This is a genomic window from Affinundibacterium baiyunense, assembly GCF_018139645.1.
GTDB classification, from domain to species: Bacteria; Pseudomonadota; Gammaproteobacteria; order Burkholderiales; family Burkholderiaceae_D; genus Undibacterium; species Undibacterium baiyunense.
Map to the genome: position 1 here is coordinate 717,430 of NZ_JAGSPM010000001.1, position 23,463 is coordinate 740,892.

The 23,463-nt window shown below is 46.2% G+C and carries 15 protein-coding genes, 1 other RNA gene and 1 riboswitch; of the genes, 2 read left to right on the forward strand and 14 right to left on the reverse strand.

The genetic code is table 11. The features are described from left to right. Positions 1-2 precede the first annotated feature (2 nt). From cobO to KDM92_RS03235, 11 genes are all read right to left on the reverse strand, one after another. On the reverse strand, positions 3-572 hold the full coding sequence (cobO, locus tag KDM92_RS03185) for a cob(I)yrinic acid a,c-diamide adenosyltransferase (RefSeq protein ID WP_212682945.1): 570 nt from the start codon (positions 570-572) through the stop codon (positions 3-5). A 78-nt stretch (positions 573-650) separates the two neighbouring features. Beyond that, a complete protein-coding gene (locus KDM92_RS03190; protein ID WP_230408123.1) occupies positions 651-1,442 on the reverse strand; it encodes an ABC transporter ATP-binding protein in 792 nt (263 codons plus the stop codon). Next, positions 1,439-2,518: a FecCD family ABC transporter permease gene (locus KDM92_RS03195; protein WP_230408124.1), complete on the reverse strand. Its 1,080-nt coding sequence runs from the start codon at positions 2,516-2,518 to the stop codon at positions 1,439-1,441. The genes KDM92_RS03190 and KDM92_RS03195 overlap by 4 nt, the downstream gene beginning before the upstream one ends. Beyond that, complete coding sequence (locus KDM92_RS03200; protein ID WP_230408125.1) at positions 2,515-3,393, reverse strand: ABC transporter substrate-binding protein; 879 nt, start codon at positions 3,391-3,393, stop codon at positions 2,515-2,517. Before KDM92_RS03200 ends, KDM92_RS03195 begins: the two co-directional genes overlap by 4 nt. A 74-nt stretch (positions 3,394-3,467) precedes the next feature. After that, positions 3,468-4,058, reverse strand: coding sequence for a bifunctional adenosylcobinamide kinase/adenosylcobinamide-phosphate guanylyltransferase (locus KDM92_RS03205; RefSeq protein ID WP_212682946.1), 591 nt, complete (start codon positions 4,056-4,058; stop codon positions 3,468-3,470). Continuing rightward, entirely contained in the window at positions 4,059-5,948 is a 1,890-nt protein-coding gene (locus tag KDM92_RS03210; protein ID WP_212682947.1) for a TonB-dependent receptor domain-containing protein, read from the reverse strand. A gap of 234 nt (positions 5,949-6,182) precedes the next feature. Next, positions 6,183-6,423, reverse strand: a riboswitch (cobalamin riboswitch). A gap of 277 nt (positions 6,424-6,700) precedes the next feature. After that, a non-coding RNA gene (gene ssrS / locus KDM92_RS03215) (6S RNA) lies at positions 6,701-6,879 on the reverse strand. An 88-nt stretch (positions 6,880-6,967) separates the two neighbouring features. Beyond that, on the reverse strand, positions 6,968-7,294 hold the full coding sequence (locus KDM92_RS03220) for a cell division protein ZapA (RefSeq protein WP_212682948.1): 327 nt from the start codon (positions 7,292-7,294) through the stop codon (positions 6,968-6,970). After that, positions 7,291-7,503, reverse strand: coding sequence for a DUF904 domain-containing protein (locus KDM92_RS03225; protein WP_212682949.1), 213 nt, complete (start codon positions 7,501-7,503; stop codon positions 7,291-7,293). The genes KDM92_RS03220 and KDM92_RS03225 overlap by 4 nt, the downstream gene beginning before the upstream one ends. A 182-nt stretch (positions 7,504-7,685) precedes the next feature. Beyond that, positions 7,686-11,123 (reverse strand): UvrD-helicase domain-containing protein, encoded by a 3,438-nt coding sequence (locus tag KDM92_RS03230; protein WP_212682950.1) that lies wholly within the window; start codon positions 11,121-11,123, stop codon positions 7,686-7,688. After that, the gene (locus tag KDM92_RS03235) at positions 11,123-14,044 is read right to left on the reverse strand and encodes a PD-(D/E)XK nuclease family protein (RefSeq protein ID WP_230408126.1); all 2,922 of its coding nucleotides are present in this window, start codon (positions 14,042-14,044) and stop codon (positions 11,123-11,125) included. The genes KDM92_RS03230 and KDM92_RS03235 overlap by 1 nt, the downstream gene beginning before the upstream one ends. 304 nt (positions 14,045-14,348) lie before the next feature. On the opposite strand from KDM92_RS03235, the gene trxA reads away from it, so the two are divergent. Beyond that, entirely contained in the window at positions 14,349-14,675 is a 327-nt protein-coding gene (gene trxA / locus KDM92_RS03240; RefSeq protein ID WP_186889912.1) for a thioredoxin TrxA, read from the forward strand. 292 nt (positions 14,676-14,967) lie between these two features. Next, the gene (gene rho, locus KDM92_RS03245; RefSeq protein ID WP_189344500.1) at positions 14,968-16,230 is read left to right on the forward strand and encodes a transcription termination factor Rho; all 1,263 of its coding nucleotides are present in this window, start codon (positions 14,968-14,970) and stop codon (positions 16,228-16,230) included. Between the two features lie 1,157 nt (positions 16,231-17,387). On the opposite strand, the gene KDM92_RS03250 is transcribed toward rho, so the two are convergent. Genes KDM92_RS03250 through KDM92_RS03260 form a run of 3 tightly spaced genes read right to left on the reverse strand, consistent with a single transcriptional unit; the run spans position 17,388 to position 23,394 of the window. Next, on the reverse strand, positions 17,388-18,836 hold the full coding sequence (locus KDM92_RS03250) for an efflux transporter outer membrane subunit (RefSeq protein ID WP_212682951.1): 1,449 nt from the start codon (positions 18,834-18,836) through the stop codon (positions 17,388-17,390). Next, a complete protein-coding gene (locus KDM92_RS03255; protein ID WP_212682952.1) occupies positions 18,833-22,036 on the reverse strand; it encodes an efflux RND transporter permease subunit in 3,204 nt (1,067 codons plus the stop codon). Before KDM92_RS03255 ends, KDM92_RS03250 begins: the two co-directional genes overlap by 4 nt. 47 nt (positions 22,037-22,083) lie before the next feature. Then, positions 22,084-23,394, reverse strand: a complete 1,311-nt coding sequence (locus KDM92_RS03260; RefSeq protein WP_212682953.1) for an efflux RND transporter periplasmic adaptor subunit — start codon at positions 23,392-23,394, stop codon at positions 22,084-22,086. Positions 23,395-23,463 lie beyond the last annotated feature (69 nt).

A 23,463-nucleotide genomic window follows, 5' to 3' on the forward strand; every position in this document is an offset into this window, starting at 1 on the left:
ACTCAATCTTCGATACCACGCTGCGCCGGAATTCCAGCGCGAAAGGCGTGTTTTATCAAAGTCATTTCGGTTACTGTATCTGCCAACTCGATTAATTCTGGTGGACAACGACGACCAGTCAACACCACATGCACATCAACTGGGCGAGATCGCAATGTCGCTAAAACATCTTCAAGCGGCAGCCAACCATAGATCAATGGATAAGTAATCTCATCCAAGGTCACCATAAAATAATCACCGCTCATGATCGCGACTTTGGCCTTTTCCCAACCATCACGCGCTAGTTGCGCAGAATGCTCTAAATCCTGACTTTTCCAACTAAAGCCATCACCCAAGCCTTCTACCGGTAAGCCTAGTTGTTCAAACATCCGATGTTCACCAAAACGGGCCGTTGGCACTTTCATAAACTGAAAAATTTTGACTGCCTTACCTCGCCCATGCGCACGTAAGGCAAGGCCGAATGCCGCTGTGCTTTTCCCTTTACCATCACCGGTATTAATGATGACCAGACCTCGGCGTTCCCCTTGTGGTTTTTCGTATGGTTTTTCTGCTGGCGGTGTTTCAATTTGCATTTATTTTTCTCCATGAATTCATTCATCTACTATCCGCTTGCGATATCAGAAAGTTCGCAAATTGGATACATAGGTTTCTTAATTAGGTAGCGCAACCCACTGCCCCGCCACCGGGTGTATCGCAATTCGATGTTCAAATACCTCACACAAGGCTTGATGACTTTCGATATCTTTGCAGCGTCCCTGATGCACTAAACGACCATGCTGCATAATCATTAAATAATCGGCTTGCAGTGCAAATGAAATTTCATGCAAAACACTAATCACGGTCTTTCCTTGCGCGACTAATTGCCGGACCAAAGCCATCCAATCCGCTTGATGCGGCGGATCGAGATTTGCTAAAGGTTCGTCCATCAACAAAACCTCTGCTTGTACCGCCAAAGCACGGGCTAATAAAACACGTTGCCGCTCACCACCAGACAATTGCGCAAGACTACGTTCGCGCCATTGCCAAGCTTGCGTATCACGTAATGCTTGCTCCACTGCGGCATAGTCCTCAGCACTTGGTGCAGCGAGCCAAGCTTGATGTGGCAAGCGTCCTAGCATGACCACATCCCATACCCGCATATCTTCCGCAGCACTTTGACTTTGGCCGAGCCAAGATAAACATCGCGCTTTTTCTCTTCTAGAGATTTCGTCTACCGCTTGCCCAAGCAACTGAATAGTTCCATCACTTGCCATTAAGCCTGCCAAGGCTTTGAGCAATGTGGATTTTCCGGCGCCATTCGGGCCGACGATACTAGTCCACGATGCTCGCGGAATTTGTACGCTAAGATCACGCAATATCAGTGCGTCATCTAGCACAGCACTAAGGTGCTGGGTTTGAATCGCCAATCCACTGACGCTGGGTCGATCTAGACTCATGCTCATTGCCCTTCCAATCGTCGCTGTTTATGCATCAGCCTTAACAAATACGCGCCACCCAAAATCGCAGTCACAACTCCAACTGGCAACTCTTGTGGTGCAATCATCCAACGACTAAGAATGTCGGCAGCACTCAGCAATACTCCGCCCGCTAAGCTCGACAAAACAATCAAGCCCGCATGCGTCGTTTTCATTACAGATCGCACCAAGTGCGGTGCCGCCAAACCAACAAAAACAATCAAGCCTGTCTGTGCAACCGCAGTCCCTGCACTCAAAGCAATAATTAAAACCAACGCCATCCGCATTTGCGATAGGGGCAAACCCAGACTACGCGCAGTTGATTCTCCCAATGACAAGCCATCCAAAACCTGACTAAGAGCGACACTAACTAACAAACATATGCCGCCCACCATCAACATCACGCCGCAGCTTGACCAGCCGACATAGCCAGTGCTACCCAGCATAAACGCCTGCATCGCTTGCACGATGTCGGGGCGCAGCATCGTGACTAGCGAACCGATCGCTGCTAATACCACTCCAACAATCACGCCTGCCAATAACAAACGCAAAGTATGTTGAACGCCGCGCGCGAGTAACAAGGTCAAGAACACGGCTAGCACCGCACCACAAAAAGCAGCACCAGTTAGCCCCATTCGCACCACCCACGCGGTCGCAAATGGAGAGCCGCCAAAGGCTACCAAGGCAGTCGCCACACCAAGTGATGCACCAGATGCGCTACCGAGCAAATAAGGATCGGCCAAAGGGTTGCGAAACAAACCTTGCGCTACTGCTCCTGATAAACCAAGCAATGCGCCCGCCGCCCAAGCACCCAAGGTGCGTGGCAAACGGATATCCCAAACAATTTGCATCGCTAGCGATTGCTGCCACATGCTCAAAAGACTTTCCCAGCCGTTGCTACCTACACCGAGACCAAGCACGATGAGCGCCACGCTAAGAACAATCAAACTGATCAACAACAAGCCAAATTTGCCACGCTGGCGCGGCACAACTACCGAAGGACTTTCGAGTTTGGCTTGAATATCAAATCCCGTCACCATCGCACTGCCACTAATCGGTGTCATATTGTCTTACCCGAATCTCGGCTTGATACATTGCTTGATTCTTTGCCGGCTTCCTTCGTCGAGACTTTGCTCCTCAAACACTTTGCCATAATCGCCGCCGCCTCCGCCATGCGGGGGCCTGGACGCACTAGCACATCAGATTCCGCCGCGGAATAGACACAGACCCGATTCTCGCGTAGCGCTTGAATACTCGACCATCCAGGACGTGTAGGCAAAGAGGCATAGCCTCGCTCACTCACCATGATCAAATCGGGATTTGCACGCACGATGTATTCGGGATTCAATTTAGGAAATGGACCTTGATTTGCCGGCACAATATTTCCAACACCGAGCCGCGTTAACGTCTCCCCAATAAAACTACTCGCCCCAGCCGCATGCGGCGCCGTGCTTACCTCAAAATAAACTCGCCAATTTTTGACCGAACTCGGCAAAGTCTTTGCTGCCGCTGTGATGCCATCGTCCATCTCACGCCAAATTTTTTCAACATTTGGCACTTCCAATAATTGTCCTAGCTTTAGCAAAATACGATGTACATCCGCTTGACTATCTGGATTCATCGCTAGCACTTTGATCCCAAGCACCTGCAAACGCTCGGCAGCACGTGTTGAAGTTGACATCAACACAACATCGGGCTTTAACGCCGCAATCGCTTCAATACCTGGATCAAGACTGCCACCGACCTGCGGCAAGCTACGAACGCTGATTGGAAAATTCGAATATCGATCAACACCAACTAAACGCGCACAATGACCTAGGGCACAAACGGATTCAGTTAATGAGGGCAACACACTAACAATGCGTTGCGGTGCGTGTTTGAAATGCACAGTTACTTGTCTATCGTCGGTGATCTCGATCGCCTTAGCGACTTTCATCATGGAGAGAATCAAGAGCAATAAAAATAACAGCGAAAATCTACGCTCAAAAAGTCGCCTCGAAAACAAATTCATCCTCATTTATCGCCCTCTCTATTTTTCAAACACAGCGGTATGCCAGCTGCCATTAAACTGACACGATCAACGGTTGCTGCCAAAGCCTGATTCAATTTGCCTAGTTGATCGACGTAAGAGCGCACTTCGCGCCCCATTGGAATTACGCCCAATCCGATTTCATTACTGACAATAACCACCGGCCCGCGCGCCATTTGCACTGCATCAAGCAAATCCGCAATCACCTCTTTCATCACATTCAAATCGATAGTAACTTGATCTATCGGCATCAAACAATTCGTCAACCACAATGTCAGGCAATCAAGCACAATCAAGCAATCAGCTTGACTATGCTCACGAATCGCATCGGCAACAGCGATTGGCTCTTCTATCGTACGCATGTTCGGTAAGCGCGCAGCGCGATCTGCCTGATGTCGCACAATCCGCGCTCGCATCTCATCGTCCCAAGCTTGGGCAGTTGCGATAAAAGTCGCATGATGATCCACGTTCGCTTGCAACCAACTCCATGCCAACATTTCGGCACGTGCTGATTTACCACTCTTCTGCCCGCCCAAGATCAACTCGGAGCGGGCAATCGACAGGTCTGCACTCACTTAGTATTTCCAAGACAAAGAAGCAAACGCATTACGTCCTAGCGTGGAATAATTATTCGCCAACACGTAGCGGCTATTATTCAAATTATTAACTCGCAACAACAAGGCCCACTGCGAATTGATCTGCCAATTCAAACCAACATTCAGCAAGCTATATGCTGCCAATTTGTCGCGACCAGTAAAGCTCAAATTATTGTCCTCACGATCACTCGAGAATTTCAATTCGGTGAACAAAGACAGATCGGATAGTTGATGCTGCAAACGGAAATTTGCTACATGACGTGCGATCCTTAACAGACGTAGATTATTTGGTTGCGTACGCGGATCGGCATAATCATAGGAAGCGCTGATTTGACTAGCGCCGAACTGCCAACCGCCATGCAAGCTAATTCCACGCAATTCCGCCAATGCACTTTGTAAATTCGTAGAAGGAGTGATAAACCCGCGAATATCGTTTTGATACACGGTCGCTTCAAAATTCAATTGTCCTTCACGATATTTCAAACCGAGCTCATTCGACCGATTTTGTTGTGGTGTCAAAGTTGGATTGCCAAAGCCGGGGTAATACAGTTGATTAAAACTAGGAGCTTGAAAACTCGTGCCAGCACTCAACACCGCACGCCATGCAGAATTCAATTGATATCCGCCTGATAAAGACCAATTGGTGAACGAGCCAAATTGTGAGTTGTGGTCACTACGTAATACCGCCAAGGCACTCCAATCTTCCGCGCGCAAGGCGTACGACAGCATCACGCCGCGTAAATCTCTCGCTTTGACAGCATAATTCATACTACTATCGACTTCCTCGCGACGCTCTTCAAGCGCAAATGAAAGTACATCCTGTCCAAGCGAAAAATCATTCTGCCAACTAGCGTGACGACGATCTGTATTGAATTTACCGCTACCACCAAATGCGCCATCCGTACTACGGAAATACTTCGTCACTGATTGATCTTCGGCAGTGCCAAGTAATAGCGTTGATTTCCAGTTGGGCAGCCATTGCGCTTGCCACTGAGCCGATAAATTATTTAAGGTGGAATACGCACGCGCGTCTGTATTTGCCTTAGTCAGTTTCAAAGGATTTGGCGATGCTGCTCCATCAAATTGATAGTCGGTATCGCTGTGCAATAAACCAACACTAACTTGATGTTGCGGTGACACTTGATAACGCAATTTTGCATCCACACTACTGGCTTGAAATCCATCGCGATCCGGATTAAACGCCGAGGATAAAGGATTTACCAAAACCGAAATGCCGTCCGCGCGCTCACGAGACCAACCAAGACTATACCCCAAGTCGCTCGTACTACCGCGTAGCGCAACACTCGCTTGCCTCTGTCCATCGCCACCAATACCAACATTTGCGGTGTACACCGGTTTGCGCTCAGGTTCACGCGTAATGATTTGTATCACGCCACCTACCGCGTCAGCACCGTACAAAGCTGACGCCGCACCACGCAATACTTCGATACGTTCAATTCTATCCAGCGGAATATTTTCTAAGGCTGGTGTTCCTGATGTCGCTGAGCCGATACGTACACCATCCAATAAAATCACTGTCTGCGAGGACGTCGCACCGCGTAAGAACACACCACTCGATGAGCGATAACTACCATTGCGAGAAATCTGTATGCCCGGCAAATTCGCCAATACGTCGAGTAAAGAACTTTGACCTGCAAGATCAAGCTCGGATCGATCAAGCACTGTCACATCGGCTAACACATCCGTTAATTTAGTCGGAATACGATTCGCTGTGATTACCACATCCTGCAAAGCAGGCGTCGTAGCTGTTTGAGCGTTTGCAGAATTTACTACAAACCCTACGGTCGAAGCGGCGCAGGCAACACAGATCCCCGCACGTGAAGTCAACAACAAAGCAAAATTTTTCATGGAACATCATTAGTGAAAAATCTTCGACTTTTGAACAATCAGACATCGTCACAGTCGCAAATCGCTTAGGCTCACGACATAGACAAATTGCGCTAAGCAAATTGATAGGCGAATACCTGCCAAAGCTTTTAGCGATACTTTCAGATCAGATTGTGAAATAGAAGATTTCGATCAGCTCTTTCTGTCATCCCCGACAGAAAGCAAGCAAAACACGCGATATCTAGCAAAGCTAACGACATCGCAACCTTGTTGGCCGGTATCCGGGCTGGCGGAGACTACCTCTGTCGCCTTCCCAGATGCTTGTTCAAGGCGTCCAGTGGCTTGTGTGACAGAAGCGGAGTCGATTAGGACTCGTCCGCTTGACCGTTGCGGGGGCAGCGCAGGTGAGCATTTTGCAAGTACAAAACACCTCCTGCTTCCCGTTGAACTGCGAAATGTGAACCATGTCGCGAGCACCAACATGAATATTTTAACAGCTTACATTTATTTTTTATACGACTAATTTTCGATGAATGAACATTCAACTAAAAAAATGAGGAAGAGTTTTCCTTTTCTTGACTTAAATTAACTCAAGAAAAAATTACTTTACACGGTAGGATCAAAATTCGAAATATCAAAAAAACCTTGCGTTAATTGCGTTATTGCTGGCAGCTAAATTTAATTCAAATTTTTCTTAGCTTAATTATTTAAATACGACAGGCAAACAAAAAAAAGCACTAATCGCCAAAAACGATTAGTGCTTTTTAAAAGAATTAGTTCCCACCTGTGCCGCTATGCCGGCATCCTGAACCCGGCGGTTCAAGTCGGCCATGGTCAGTTCAAATCGGGTTCATCGGACATAAGCGACGCTCACGCCATTGAACAATTTCCACAGCCTATGCACATAAATGGTTCAAGGAATATATGGCACTGGCGAACACGGTAGGAGCTTGTAGTTTACTCCTTCCTCAAAAAAATCACATCAATTTTCTGCAAATTTTTTTGGGTGTTTTGATTGTATTAAACAATAAGGAGGAAATTTAAAATAGATTTTCTTGCGGTGTTAAAACTTGATCAATCGTGTCGTTCATACTTTGTATTTTTTGTTTTACTTCACCAATACTCATTCCTGATAATGGACCATCATGCGCTTTGGTCGACAACAAATCTGCTGCCATACTTAATGCTGCCATTACGGCAATACGGTCAGTACCTTTTACTTTAGACGCATCACGAATCGTACACATTTTTTCATTCAGATAAGAAGCTGCCTCGCGCAATGCGCGGTCTTCACCTTCTTTGCAGGCTAATTTATAAGATAAGCCCATGATATTGACATCAATCTGAATCGATTTTGGCTCACTCATACTGCATCCTTCTCTTCTTCGTTAGGTAGTTGCGCCAAAATGGCTTCGACTCTGTTGTGCGCTTCGGATACGCGTTCGCGTAAATCTTTATTTTCCGAAGCCAAATCAACCGCGGTACGACGCAAAGCCGCATTTTCCAAACGTAATGTTTGTGTCATTTCAGCGAGGCGATTGAGCTTTTCTGCAAGTAATTCAAATTCGGAAATCATCTTGGCTATCTTCGTTGGCAATCTAAGTTAACTATCATTGAACCTGCATCCACTTGTATCGCTCGACAGGCACCATACAAGGTGTAAGTTAATGCATGAATATGATACGGGAACTCGTTAATTATAAAGGGAATTCTTATTCAATTATAGGCTGATATATGTTGATATTGGCTGAGACTGGATTAATTCAGCGGGATAAACTGTCCATCTGCCAAGATTAAAGCCATCCTGAGTTTTTTTGTAGGATATATTCTAGCTAGAGCCTCTCCATAACTCGCCAATTGTTGTTGATAAACAATCCGCTCAGAATCCAATAATTGTCGTTTGTAATCCAATACCCACAATTCATTTTCAAATACCACCACACGATCTAGTCGCATCAGTTGTTCTTGATACACCACATCCATTTCATTACGTGCAAAAAGATACTGTCGTGGTTCAAAGAAGCGCGCTAACTCCTTTGAATGCAGAATAGATAAGGCTTGTTCACGTACCAACTTTGCGACACTTAAAGCGCAGGGTAACCAACTCGCAATAATCTCAGCAGAGGGAATACGAATCGGCCAAGCTTCAACGCGATTCGTCAAACGCTCCATTAGCGTATGCAAAGCAATTCCCTCAAGCTGCTCAAGTGACATCTCTGGTGTAGGCGTTGAATTCGGTAATGCCAAATTGGGTGGATTAAATAACTGGAACACGAATTGCTGTTGCGCCAATCCTGTTTGCGCTTGCTGCGATTGCGTTGTTGCTAGGACTTCATACTCCTCTACAGCAGAAAATCGTTGATACCAGCTACCTCGCTGCATGCCAGTTTCATCGGCATTTTTGTCGCTCGCGATACCGCTAACAATCAATATTTGCTTGGCACGGGTTGCCGCCACATATAATAAATTCCAATTCTCTTGACTAGCCTGTTCTTCCTCAGCAGTAAACAAAGCATCGCGTGCGGCGCCACGTTCGTCTTTTTTTGCAAAAACAGAAAAGTGTTTCTGCTCATCTTCTTGCAGAGGCCATGAACACAGCACACCGATATGATCTTTTGCCGATTCGCTATGATTACAATCGAGCATGACAACCAATTTAGCCTCTAAACCCTTAGCGCTATGTATGGTCAAGATACTTACCGCATCCAATCCAATTGCGATACTCGATTCGTCCGGTGACTCAGTCTCAGTGCCTTGATCAAACTCATTTAACGCAGAAATAAATTTCGGCAAACTTGGATAACGTCCACCATCCATGTTCAAGGCCAATTCGGTGAACGCTGTGATATTACTAATAACTTGTTGTCGATTTGTGCTTGAGGAAGCTTTTGCATAACGGCTCAACAATTCGCCTTGATGCAAAATTTGATCAAGTAAATCATGCACCGGCAAATTGTGCGCAGCTTGCATCCAATTGCTTAACAACTCGGTCGCCCTTTCTAAATGTGGCAAACTGGATTTATCAAGTGCTTGCAAACGCTTCCACCAAGCTTTCTCCTCGCGCTGCGCTAACATGATGAGATCATCATCACTTGCTGCAAACATTGGTGATTTCAAAACATGTGCCAGTGAGCGATTATCTCCAGGCGTCATCAAAAAGTTTAACAGTGCAATCAAGTCAGAAATTTCTAGCGTTTGCAGCAATCCTCCTCGTCGATTAGAAACAAATGGAATCCCTGCTTCACGCAAAGCCGTTTCATAAGAACTCAGATTAGTACGGCGTCGTACCAATAGCATCACATCCGACCAATTGAACGATGGCACTGATTGTTCTTTTAATTCCAATAGAACTTGCGCTAATTGTTGACCTTCTTGATAGCGACGTTGATCATCTAATTCTTGTGCAGGCATAGTGAGTGGGTCACGTATCGGAAATGGAGAAGCGTCCCGATTTTTATCGTCTGCACTATCTACTTCACTCGCAGTAATCAGAGGTAGACGTAATACCTGACCATCAATCTGTGCTGCGGTGGTCTGATTGGTATAAATCGCATTACCAACCATCGCTTTATTTAAGGCATCGATAATCGCGGGTGCGTTACGACGCGTTTGGTTGGTGCGCAAAACCACCGCGCCTTGTGCCGCCAGCATATCGCGCGCAGCGGTGAATACCCGTGGATCAGCGCGTCGAAAACGATAGATGGATTGTTTAGGATCACCGACAATAAATACGCTAGGACGACTTGCATCTGCACCGTAGGCGTCTAGCCAAGCACGAACAATATTCCACTGCAGCGGATTGGTGTCTTGAAATTCGTCTAATAAGATATGCTTATAGCGTGCGTCTAAACGTCCATGCAAATACGCAGCAAATTCTTCATTTGAAAACAGACGGTAAGCCTGCCATTCGAGATCGGCAAAATCGAGTGAACGTTGTTCAGATTTTAGCGCCTGATAACAATCGACATAGGCTTGGCCAACGATAAACAAAGCTTGATTCAAACGCAGCACAGATCCTTCCTTGCTGCGTCTTTCAAATGCCTTAAGAGTTTCGGCAATCGCATTACATTCATCATGAAAGGCAGATAAATTATTCTCTCCCAACCAAGCAGCAATCGCCTGAACTAAAGCTTTTGTCTCGCGATTTTTACGATTCTTTCCATCACTGCCATAAAACTCATTAGCTAAAGCAGCAAAATGCTCTATCTCGACCACTGTGCCTGCTTGCTGCGCCTGCCTTGCATTGGTCAAGGCCGTTTCAATAGCCACGCCACGCTTTTGATTATCAGGGCTCCCCTTACCCAAACAAATCGCGACATTTTGGATTCGTTCTATCAAATTATTGTCTTGCCACAGACTCAGTCGCGCATCTCTAATCGCGTCATCGCCCATTAGGCTACGCAATTGACTCAAGGGGCCATCTTGCACGCTCGAATAATCTTGGGAAATCGCCCACCACTCTGCCCGCTTCCCCAAGAAAGCATCCAACATCGCTTGCGTATTAAAGTCACCCAACTCATCGTACAAATAAAGCAGCGCTTGTTTCAGAGAAAGTGTGCTATCAACTACGTCACCATCGCTATCAAAAGAAGTCTCTGATGCTAAAGATTCAGCTGCTAAAGAGTCAGTTTGCAATCCAATTTTCTGCATCAATTGACCCCAAGCCTCGCGCTGCAAATTGCTGGTTGATTCAAGCAAAGTAAAGCCATGCGGCACACCAGAAGCCAGTGGCGCTAACTGTAACAAACGGCCAAACCAGCTATGAAAGGTATCCATCGATAAGCCTTGCGGATTATTCAAAAGGCTTTCATATAGCTGTCGTGCGCGTGGCAAACTGCTTGCAATCTGCTGCTCAGGCATACCTCGTTCACGCAACAAACTAGCGGCAGTCGCGTCATCCGCCAAGGCTAATTCGGTCAATAGCTCCATCAATCGATGTCGCATTTCTTGTGCTGCTTTACGCGTGAAAGTGATCGCTAATAATTCGGCTGGATCTGCGCCATCCAATAGCAAACGCAACATGCGTGCCACCAATAACCAAGTTTTTCCGCTACCGGCGCAAGCTTCTACCACCACCGAATTTTTCGGATTACAAGCGGCAATAGTAAAGCGCATCGCGTCAACCGCGGCACCATTCAATTCGTAAGCTTGCGCTAAAGGTATAAAGTGCGTATTTTGCTCAACTTGCTGCACCATTACCATGCTCCTTTACGACATAAACCGCGCACATCACAATACTGACAAACACTCTCCACTCCCTGCGCTGGCATACCCGCGCCCTGCTGTATCGCTTGCATATTTTTGCGTATCGCCACTTCTAATTCACGCTTCCAAGTCGAATAATTTTCTGCTTCTACATCGCCCGTTTTTTCTCGTTCCAATTCTAAAGCGACGTAGTTTGCAGTATCGACTGGTTCCAAATAATGTATCGCTGCATCGCTCGGTGTATTCAAATCAGAATCCGCTGACGGCGATACCTGCAAATCTTTATGCTCGATCTTCGCTTGTAACAAGCCGTAAAATGCTAATTGATGGTCTTCAAAATTTTTCAGCCGCGCTCTTAATGAGGTTTTGTTTTTTGTTTTGTAATCCAACACCGCTTGTTCAATTTCACCATTCTCTAGGTGTCGCTGATCGATTCTATCAATTCGACCACGCAGCATAATTGCGCCATCTTCCCAAGCTAACTGCGCCTCACCCCAAACCTCACCAAAGGCAAATTGCCATCCATCTGCTTCGCGCTGATTTGCCCATTCAACATAAGCGGGAATCACTTTCTGCCAACGCATGCTATAGCCTAAAGCCGCAGGACTATGTTTTAAAACACGCGCAAACCAGGTAGCCGAAATCGTCTGTAACAAAGACACGCGATCATCCTGTAAGGACAAGCCATCGCGCACAATTTGGTCGTGATAATTTTTCAAAATGGCGTGCAACCAATCGCCATAGTCACGCTTTTCCGGCATATCGCTGAGTTCATCCAAGGCAGATAACTTCAACATACGTCCAGCAAAAAATTGATATGGGCAAGCCATTAAACTACTCAATCCACTTGCGGATAAGCTAGTTGGCATTAATTCTGCCGCAGATGGTTTAGGTTGCAATATCGGTTCAGCACTCAACTGCGCAGTGCTCAGCGAACATTTTCCATCTCCAAGTGGCGTCAAGCTTTGCCGTGCCAAATAAAGTTTGACTTGTTCTAGCCATGGACTGAGTGCATTCAATTCGCCATTCACTTGCGATTGCCACGAGACCACGATTTCTTGATTCGATAAAATCAATTCAGCAAAATCACGTAGCTGTTGTTGCTGTCTTTCTTCGCGTGTGACCAGACCACATTCGCGTCGTACAGCGTTAGTAAAGAATAAGGTTTCTTGTGGCTTAGACGGCAAATGTTTGGCATCACCACCAATTAGGTAGACGGCATCAAAACTACGAAGACGCGCGCCGTTAAATGGCAACATCAAGACACGCTGATCAGTCTGTGCTTGTTTAAATGGCGTTGACTCCATTTGCAAGTTAATCAAGGCACGCCACTCTGAAAAATTAAAATGCGTTTCCATTGCATGGCAGTCACTTCCAAGCGCCTGCAACATTTGCACTAACTGAGCACCGGCTAGATCGGCTTGCAAAGAGCTAAGCATGTCGAGCTCAGTCAGCATCTGTAAAGTAAGCTGCGTCCAGTCTTGAATACTGCGTCGCGCTGCGCTCGCACTACTCACATAACTATGTGCTAAACGAGCTATCTGCGCGATCCAAACTCGCGCATGCTCTTGCCGCTCCAAAATCGACAACACCGCATCCCATCCACCAACTACATTATTGCGACGTAAGCTGAGTTCGATTTCCATCACCACATCAGATTTATCAGTCGCGTTGGCATCTAGGGAGTTAGTATCAACATCGGTCTTTGGCAATTCTATAGCTGGATAAGATAAAAATGGTGACTTTAAAAAATCCAAAAGCGCAATCGTATCTGCTCTCGTCGCAACCAATTCAAACCATGCATTGATACAAGCAGCCGCGCGCGTTGTAGATAATTTCCACCCTGTTTCGTCGGCAACGTACACTTGCGCCCGTTCTAGTAATGCTCTCAAACGTCGCGAAATCACACGATCTTGGGCAATCACAGCGATTTTTTGTTTGCCTACTTGCAGCCACTCAATTATGCACTGCGCCGCTTGTACCGCTTCTTCTTCCAAACTACCAACCTCGCAAAGTCGCAAACGCTGCCAATCGAATGGCGTCGCAGCAATTGCATAGGCATCGACAACCGTATTGGATTGTGCCGTGAGCTTGTCATCATGTAGCAAGCTCCAAGTTTGCTGCATCGCCACTGGCAGCGCTTGCGCACGCCAATCAATCGTAAAAATATGAACAGTTTGATGCTGTTCGTAGGCCTGCAAGAATGCTTGCTCTATCGGATCAAGCAAAGTCGGGGCGATCCAAAACAACTCGCGATCTGCGTGCTGCGCCAAGCGCATCATTTGCTGAAAATCTTGCACCGTCTTATCGTGTTGATCCAGTTGACCTTGCCACAAAGTCCAAACCAATTGCGCCTCATCAGAGATCATTTTTTGTGCAGGTAATGGCAGCTGCGCAAGTGCTTGATGCCATCTAGCTTCAATCTTATTTGGCTCGAATTGAAAATCATCGTCACCAACCACATGCGGCAACCAAACTTGTGTCAATTCATCAGCTAAGTTCAACAAAGTTTGTGACAAAGGCAGCAAGTCGGTATTGCGTTTTGCACCGAACAAGGTTTTCAACCACGCATGCTGACGTAGTTGCGCATATAAACTCATCAATCGTTCGCTATTGGCGGAAACCGCAGCATCTAATGGTGCTTGCATACCCAACCACGCGAACATAGTTTGAATTTTGGGTGGAATAAAATGACCGCCAATCTCAGCACTCAGAGCACGCAGCAATAAATGCGCATGTTCGAAAGTTGGCACGATCACTAGCAAGTGCGAAAAATCACGAGGCGTTTCCTGCTCGACTTCGGCAAACAAATCCGTTGGCATCGCCTGCTTTTTTTGGATAGCCCAAAATTGCTTCGCTACTTGCGACCAAAATTGTGATGATGCTGGAATTGGATGAATTGTGCGCGCCATAAAAGTTTATCTACCGAAACGAAGCTAAATCAAAGTAAGCAGGCATTTTATGCGAGCACGCTAACAAATAAGACTAGTGACAAACAATATAAGAGAAAAAGATGACGAAATTTCCCAAAAATCAGTAAATAAGCCACTTTTTAAAAAATAGGGTATTATTTCTCGCTGTATTTGCAATAGTTCACTGCTGCTCTCAACACAAAACGGCACTTGAAATTTGCAAAATCATCCCAAAATCCACATTCCTGCATTAATTTATTAAACTATCTCTCTTTTAGAGAGTAACCAGAATAACGAGAATTCTATGAGCGCAAATATCATTTATGTAAGCGATGCATCTTTTGAAGCCGATGTATTGAAATCTGACAAACCAGTCTTGGTAGACTTTTGGGCTGAATGGTGTGGCCCATGCAAAATGATCGCGCCGATTTTGGAAGAAGTTGCCAAAGAATACGACGGCAAAATCACCATCGCAAAAATGGATGTGGACGCAAATCAAGCCGTACCAGCACAGTTCGGTATTCGTGGAATTCCTACTTTGATTTTGTTTAAAAACGGTGCAGCTGCTGCACAAAAAGTTGGCGCACTGGCAAAAGGCCAATTGACGAGCTTTATCGATAGCAATATTTAAGCTACTATTTGCTTTATATTTGCCTGATGCGAAAATAAAGTCGCAAGTAACTTATGTTTCAGACGGTGTTACAAGAATTTTTTTACATCGTCTAAATTAAGTTTTACAATACGCAAAATTTTTAAATAGTTTCAGTTTAGTTTTGATTTCCATTTTTTGATATCTAAAACTTATTGTTTTGTCGTGGTTGGCTGTTAATATCGCCCCACAATTTTCTTAATCATCCAGTTGTTCGTTTTTTCACTTCTGTTCACTCCCCCACCTCACATTCCCACCTCGGGACACTCACAACATGCATTTATCTGAATTAAAGGCCTTACACGTCTCAGCACTGTTAGAAATGGCCATCGGACTTGATATCGACAATGCTGCGCGTATGCGTAAGCAAGAATTGATGTTCGCGATTTTGAAGAAGCGCGCTAAAGGCGGCGAGCAAATCTTTGGCGATGGCGCCCTCGAAGTTTTGCCAGACGGATTTGGCTTCTTACGCTCTCCCGATGCTAGCTATATGGCATCGACCGACGACATCTATATTTCTCCGTCACAAATCCGCCGTTTCAATTTGCATACCGGTGATTCGATTGAGGGTGAAGTACGTACACCAAAAGACGGCGAACGCTATTTTGCTTTAGTCAAAGTCGACAAGGTCAATGGCGAACCGCCAGAGATGTCCAAACATCGCATTCTGTTTGAGAACTTAACACCACTACACCCCAATAAGCTTTTGCATTTAGAGCGCGACATGCGCGGCGAAGAAAATACGACGGGTCGTATTATTGATTTGATCGCGCCTATCGGTAAAGGTCAACGCGGCTTGCTCGTAGCATCACCAAAATCTGGCAAATCCGTGATGTTGCAACACGTGGCACACGCAATTACGACCAATCACCCAGACGTCACGATGATCGTCTTGTTGATTGATGAACGTCCAGAAGAAGTAACCGAGATGCAGCGCTCGGTCCGTGGCGAAGTAGTCGCATCAACATTTGACGAACCCGCGACACGTCACGTACAAGTTGCAGAAATGGTCTTGGAAAAAGCCAAGCGTTTGGTCGAAATGAAAAAAGACGTCGTGATCTTGTTGGACTCCATCACTCGTTTAGCTCGTGCATACAACACAGTGATCCCAGCCTCCGGCAAAGTCTTAACTGGTGGTGTTGATGCAAACGCGCTGCAACGTCCAAAACGCTTCTTCGGTGCTGCACGTAATGTCGAAGAAGGCGGCTCATTGACGATTATCGCGACTGCCTTGATCGAAACTGGTAGCCGTATGGATGATGTGATTTACGAGGAGTTCAAAGGTACTGGCAATATGGAAGTCCATTTGGAACGTCGCCTCGCAGAAAAACGTACTTACCCAGCGATCAATCTGAATAAATCCGGCACACGTCGCGAAGAGTTGTTGATCAAACCTGATCAACTACAAAAAATCTGGATCTTGCGTAAGCTCTTATATGGTATGGATGAGATCGAGGCGATGGAATTCATCTTGGACAAAATGAAGTCAACCAAGAACAACGCAGAGTTTTTTGAAATGATGCGCCGTGGTGGATAAGTTAGGACATCAAGAGCATGTCTCTTGATGCCTAACGCATCCGAGCTGCGTACTCGCAGCGAGGTGGATAAGTTAATTATCTGCGTTTAGTTTGCTTCACATGAAAAAGCCGAACTTGTTGTTCGGCTTTTTTATATTTTGGGGTATGGTTTTGAATTCGCATGGGAAATTAGCTAGTCACTGGCTTGCGGTGCGATCATCTTAAATTAACTAAATTTTAGTCTACGTGCACTCATCGTTCACAGGTCGGGGGTGGCCCGACAGCCAGTTACCTTTTTTGCTTCGCCAAAAAAGGTAACCCAAAAAAGGCGCCCGTAGAGTCTCCACTGCGCTGCTTGCAAGCAGCTTAGAGATTGATGGCGCAAAGCATGCTTTGCGAAACCCCATCAATCTCCCCTCGGGTGCTTACGCTGCGCTTCAGCATAATTTGTGCATCACAAAAAATGGGAAAGTGTTGAAACTGTTCTTAGGAATGTTCGCTTGCAAGCGAACATTGTTCCGCAGGCGAGGCGCATGCGCCTCGAATTCCCTGCTACACCTCAGACAACAACACTTTCTTATCCATTTTCTGTGAAGCACAAATTACATCGTCTCAAACGGGTGTAGGTCAAAAGCAGAGTCAAAAACAACGACCATCAACGGCTAATGGAAAAATCAGAACCGGTAGATAATATGACCCTTTTTGCGATGCCCTACGCTATATATCGTCATTCCCGCGAAAGCGGGAATCCAGTGGCGTAATAGCTTAACGTCACTGAATCCCTGCCTACGCAGGGATGACGCCTCGATTTTCGAGCCTAGTAGAACGCCGTGATGGTCGATACTGTTTGTTTTGCTGTTGTTTTTGACCTTCACCCACTTCTGACACTGCCAATTGTGCAGGACAAAAAATGGATAAAGAAAGCCTTGTTGTTTGAGCCGAAGGCGAGTTTCGAAGCTTTCCCATTTTTTGTCTTGCATAATTGGGAAGCCGAAGGCCAGTGGCAGCGTGGTCGCCTTTCTTTGCTTACTTTCTTTGGCGAAGCAAAGAAAGTGAGTGGCCGTCGGGCCACACCCGACCTACGAACGATGAGCACATCAGAAATCAAATTAGCAAAAGAAAAAAGCCGAACCTGTCACAGTCCGGCTTCCATAAAACTTACGAGCAATCAAAAAAACTACTGTCCCCAACCGCCCCCAACAGCCTTATACAAAGCCACACCAGAACTCAGCTTCGCACGTTGGCTATCAATCGCAGCGATCTCTGCTTGCATCAAGTCGCGTTGTGCGTTCAAGACGTCGACATAAGCACTGTAACCACTTTGATAGCGTAGATTCGACAAACGATAAGTTTCACGAACGGCAGTTAAACGTGATTGTGTTGAGGCATCAATCGCTGCATTACTCACTGCATTATTCAAACTATCGTGGACATCGCGGAAAGCATTTTGTACGGTCTGCACATATTGCCCTAATGCTTGACGTTTGCGCGCTTCGGCACCATCAACTACCGCACCGACTGCACCGGCACGGAATACCGGTTGTACGATGCTTGAAGCGACGTTCCACAGCAAGGAAGCGGGGTTAAATAAATCTTCCAACGCACGTGACTCACGACCTAAAGACGTCGTTAATCGCACGCTTGGGAAGTATGCAGATTTTGCTTGTCCAACATCCGCATTCGCTGCAACCAGTACCTGTTCGGCAGCAACCAGATCGGGACGTCGTGCTAACAAGTCAGATGGTAACTCAGCAGGCGTTGGCAAATTTTGTACCAATTGCTGTATCGTCAAACCACGCGGAATTTCAGGATTCATGACTTGCTTTGGAGTGCGACCAACTAACACGGCAAGACTGGATTCCACATTCCGTAAAGCTTGCTTTGCTTGCGTGAAAGCGATCTCACTGGCAGCCAATTCAGATTCAGCATAATGCAATTCGATATCACCAATGGCACCTACCGCATGTCGTTTGCGTTGCAACGCTAGGTTTTCTTGACGACTCTTTAATGTCGTTTCGGTAAATGCTAACTGTGCATCAAAAGCGCGCAAGGAGAAATAAGTTTGCGCTACATTCGCAATCAAACTGATTTGCACCGCGTCACGATTTGATTGTTGCGACAATAGACGAGCCTTCGCTGCCTCATCTGCACGACTTAATTTGCCAAATAGATCAAGTTCATAGGCTGCACTTAATCCAAATTGATAATTTTCTCCAATCAAATTGGCGTTCGCTGGCAACTTGCCAGAGTTTTCACTGGTACGTGAGCGACTCACAGTCAAGTTAGCGTCCACAGTCGGAAAGCGATTTGCTAACGCGATTCCGGCTGTGGCTTTAGCTTCCTCCATACGAGCAGTCGCAATCAACAAGTCTTGATTTTGCTTGAGCGCATCTTCAATCAATTGATCGAGCACAGGATCTTGCAAACCCTTCCACCACGTCTTTAACGCAGCATGTTGCGCCTGCTGTGCGCCACTAGCTTGACTCGATTGACTTGCTTGCGGCAAATCTAACTGTGGACGTTGGTAGTCAGGCCCAACTGAAATACATCCAGCCAGACTGAGACTGAACACTAACGGTAATAACTTCACGCCAGTAGCTTGAGGAAAAATCTTCCCTAATTTCATGATTTCACCTCATTATTTTCTTTAACTGCATCCGTATTCTCAACTTTTCTAAATGGATTCTCAAACGGATCATTCGCGTAATGATGCTCTGGATGATCAAAGTCACTATCTAAAGTTTTGAAACGACGGTCATAAATTAATTTAAAGAATAGTGGTACCAAGAAGATCGCCAAAAAGGTCGCCGCGATCATGCCTCCCAATACACCCGTTCCTAACGATTGACGTGCTGCTGCGCCCGCACCACTTGAGAACGCCAATGGCACCACACCTAAAATAAATGCCAGTGAAGTCATCAAAATAGGACGGAAACGTAGACGCGCCGCCTCGACTGCCGCGGCAACTGGCGCATAGCCTTCATGCACCTTCATCACCGCAAATTCAACGATCAAGATCGCATTTTTTGCTGACAAGCCAAGCAAAGTCACCAAACCAATCTGGAAGTACACGTCATTGTTAAAGTGACGTAAATACACGGCAAGCAAAGCACCGAAAATACCAAACGGCATTGCCAACAAAACAGAGAATGGCAGTGACCATTTTTCATACTGTGCTGCCAAAATCAAGAAGATCATCAACACACCTGCGGCAAGTGCCAAACCACCTGCACTGCTACTACGTTTTTCCTGGAAGGATGCACCGCCCCAGTCATAAGTTACATCCGATGGCAATACATTTTTTGCTGCACGTTCCATCGCCGCAATCGCTTGGCCTGAACTAAAACCAGGTTTCGCATCACCGAGCAACTTAATCGCGGGTAAAGCATTAAAACGTTGTACTGAATCAGGGCCAGTAATGAACTTAGTAGTTGTGAAAGCGCGAATTGGAATCATTTGTCCTGTGGTTGAGCGCACATACAAATTCCCAATATCTTCAGGCTTAGCGCGATATTGTCCTTCCGCTTGTAATTGCACAGTGTAGACGCGACCATTTTTATTAAAGTCGTTCACATAGTAACTACCTAAAGTCGCGGCTAAAGTATTGTAGACGTCGGATAAAACTACGCCCATCGCGCGTGCTTTTTCATTGTCGACATCAACAAATAATTGTGGTGAGTTCGCTTGCCATAAAGTTTTTACGCCAGCTAATTCAGGCTGTTTATTGGCTTCGGCAATCAAAACAGGTAACAACTCTGCCAAACGTTTAACACCGCCCTCACCTTTGTTTTGCAAATAAAACTCAAAGCCACCAGTTTGACCTAAGCCTTGAATTGCAGGTGGACTAAAGAATAATGGCAAGCCTTCTTTGATATTGCCAGTGCGCATAAACGATTCGCCCACCAATTCTTTCGCAGACTTGTCACGCTCATCCCAAGAACGCAATGGGAAGAACATCGTTGCAGCAGAAGATTTCAAACCCCCACCACCTAAGAAATCCAAGCCGATCAACGCGAAACGTGTGTCGATGTCTTTATTCGATTCAAGCGCTGTTTCCATTTGCTTAACCATCATATTGGTGCGCTCTAAAGATGCACCTTCTGGCAAAATCGCAGCACCAATGAAGTAACCTTGATCTTCATCTGGAACCAAGCCACCTGGAACAGTTTTCCACAATAAGCCTGCCATCAAAATCATGCCAACGAATAGGCTCACACCAAGCACAGCACGTTTCAAGAAAAAGGTCACACCAGATGTATAACGCTTAGTTAAATGTGCGAACGCATGGTTAAACCAATCGAAGAAGCGATTATGATTTTCCGCACCAGGTTTCAACAAGATCGCGCACAAAGCAGGCGTTAAAGTCAACGCAACAATACCTGACAAAATCACCGCAATCGATATCGTGACAGAGAATTGACGATACAACTCACCAGCCAAGCCACCCAAGAATGCAATCGGCCCAAACGCAGCAACCAACACCAACACAATCGCGATCACCGGACCGGTCACTTCATGCATCGCCTCAATCGCTGCTTCTTTTGGCGACATGCCTTCTTCATTCATTAATCGTTCAACGTTTTCCAACACCACGATCGCATCATCCACCACGATACCAATCGCTAACACCATACCGAACAATGTCAAGGTATTGATGCTGTAGCCCAGCAAATGTAAACCTGCCATCGTACCAATCAATGAGACCGGTACAGCCAATGTAGGAATAATCGTCGCGCGCCAACTTTGCAGGAATAAATACACCACGACAAAGACTAAGACCATCGCTTCAGCCAAGGTCTTTAACACCTCATAAATTGATTCAGTCACGAACGGCGTCGTATCGTACGGTGTTTTATAAGTCATCCCTTCTGGGAACTTCGCTTTCAATTCCTGCAGCGTTTTTTCTACTGCTTCGCGTGTGTCTAGAGCGTTCGCACCAGTTTGTAAGAAAATGCCGACGTTTGCTGAAGGATGTCCATTGATACGACCATACAAGTTGTAATCTTTTGAGCCCAACTCGACACGTGCTACATCACTCAAACGTATGGTGCTACCGCCCTTACCTGCTTTAATAATGATATTGGCAAACTCAGATGGCTCTAATAGACGACCTTTGGCGGTCACCGTCATCGTCAACTCTTCGGTATTATTCGGTGGCGCACCAATCTTACCTGCCGCATATTGTGCATTCTGTTCGCCGACAGCACTGGCGATATCACTCACCGTAACGCCTAATTGCGCCATACGATCAGGTCGCATCCAAATACGCATCGCATAGTCTTTCGCACCAAACACTTGAACGTTGGTAGTACCAGGAATACGCTTAATTGCATCCAATACGTTTTGCGTTACATAATTCGATAAGTACAAACTGTCGTAACGATTGTCTTCAGAATAAAACGCGGCAACAACCAAGAAGTTAGATGAACTCTTTGACACCGTTACGCCTTGTCGACGCACCTCTTGCGGCAATTTTGCTTCTGCCTGACGAACACGGTTATTGACATTGACCGCTGCGATATCGAGATCGGTACCAACTTCAAAAGTCACGTTAATCGATACACGACCATCTGCCGCCGATACCGAATCCATGTACAACATATTTTCAACACCATTGATTTGCTCCTCAATCGGTGCTGCAACAGTTCGCTCCAAAACTTCTGCTGAAGCTCCTGGGTAGAAAGCAACCACATTGACCACAGGTGGTGAAATTTCTGGGTAACGCTCCACTGGTAAGACTCGCAAAGCGGCCAAACCAGCGATCACGATAATCAACGACACGACTGTCGCGAAAATCGGTCGATTAATAAAAAATTTTGAAAACATAGTGAGTCCTTAAATTCGACTGAAATGAACACCCATCCTAGACGGACTTAGTGCGCAGCTTTCGCACTTGCAGAAGCTGAAGCAGCTACTGCCTTAGGTGCAGTCGTTGGTGCAGCAGAACTAGGATTCGCTGCGGCTTTAGCATCAATTGCTACTGGTTTAACCGTCATACCAGGATCATGTGCCTTGATGAAACCGTCCACCAAAACGCGCTCGCCAGCTTGCAAGCCATTAGTCACAATCCACTCACCACGTGACCATCCATCCAATTGGACTGGACGCGGCACCAGCTTATTATCTGGCGATACGCCAAATACCATTTTGCCCATTGGACTATCAATAACAGCACGCTGTGGCACGGCAATCGCTGCTTGGCGTGTTGCTCCTTGCAACATCACACGCACAAATTGACCTGGACGCAAGGCACCATCGGGATTAGCGATTTGTGCACGCGCATCGAACCCACCCGTTGTCGTGTTGACTTTTTCACTTAAGAAATTCATCTTGCCTGCCGTCGGGAAGATTTCACCGTTCGCCATTTTCAACTTGACGTTAAAATCTAAGCCACCATTGCTGGCACGCTTACCTGGCAAATGCAATTTACCGTTCGCCAAATCAGCATTCAATTTCAAATAATCTGCTTCACTCACGCTGAAATTGACATAGATAGGATCGGTTTGAACAATCGTCGTCAACAAACTATCCGCTGGTGTCACCAAGCTACCATTCGGCTTGCTTGCTACTCCAGTCACACCAGAAATCGGCGCTACCACTTTGGTATAGCTCAAATTTAATTTCGCTTCGTTGACTTGCGCGCGTACTTGTTTGTAGCTTGCTTCTGCCATCTCTAACGCGGATTTCGCATCATCGTATTCGCGTTGACTGATCGCCTTCTCGGCTGCCAATGGTGACAAGCGTGCAAACTCGCGTTTTGCTTGATTTAACTTTGCTTCGCTCACGCCAAGTGCTGCTTCAGCCGATGCTAATTGTGTTTGATAAGAACCTGGATCAATTTGAAATAAAACCTGGCCTGCTTTGACTCTAGCGCCCTCTTCATAGACACGCTGCTCCAAAATGCCACTAATGCGTGCGCGTACTTCGGTTTCGCGTATGCCAGCAGTTTGTCCAACAAACTCAAAATCGATTGGCAAATCACGACCTTGCAAAGTCACAACATTAACTTCTGGCGGCGGCATCACTGCTCCTGCTGGTGCACCGGAAGCACCTTGCTTACCACATGCGGTCAAGCCAAGAACTGGTATAGCCAACGCAAACATGACCGCTAACTTATTGAATTTAAAAGAAAAAGCCGACGCATCGCGGCTATTTTTCTGATTTCGAATGACTGTCTTGCGCATGAATTTCCTCTTTAAATGATATTTACCGTGTGCTATTATATACATACGTGAATGTTTGTATAGTTTTAA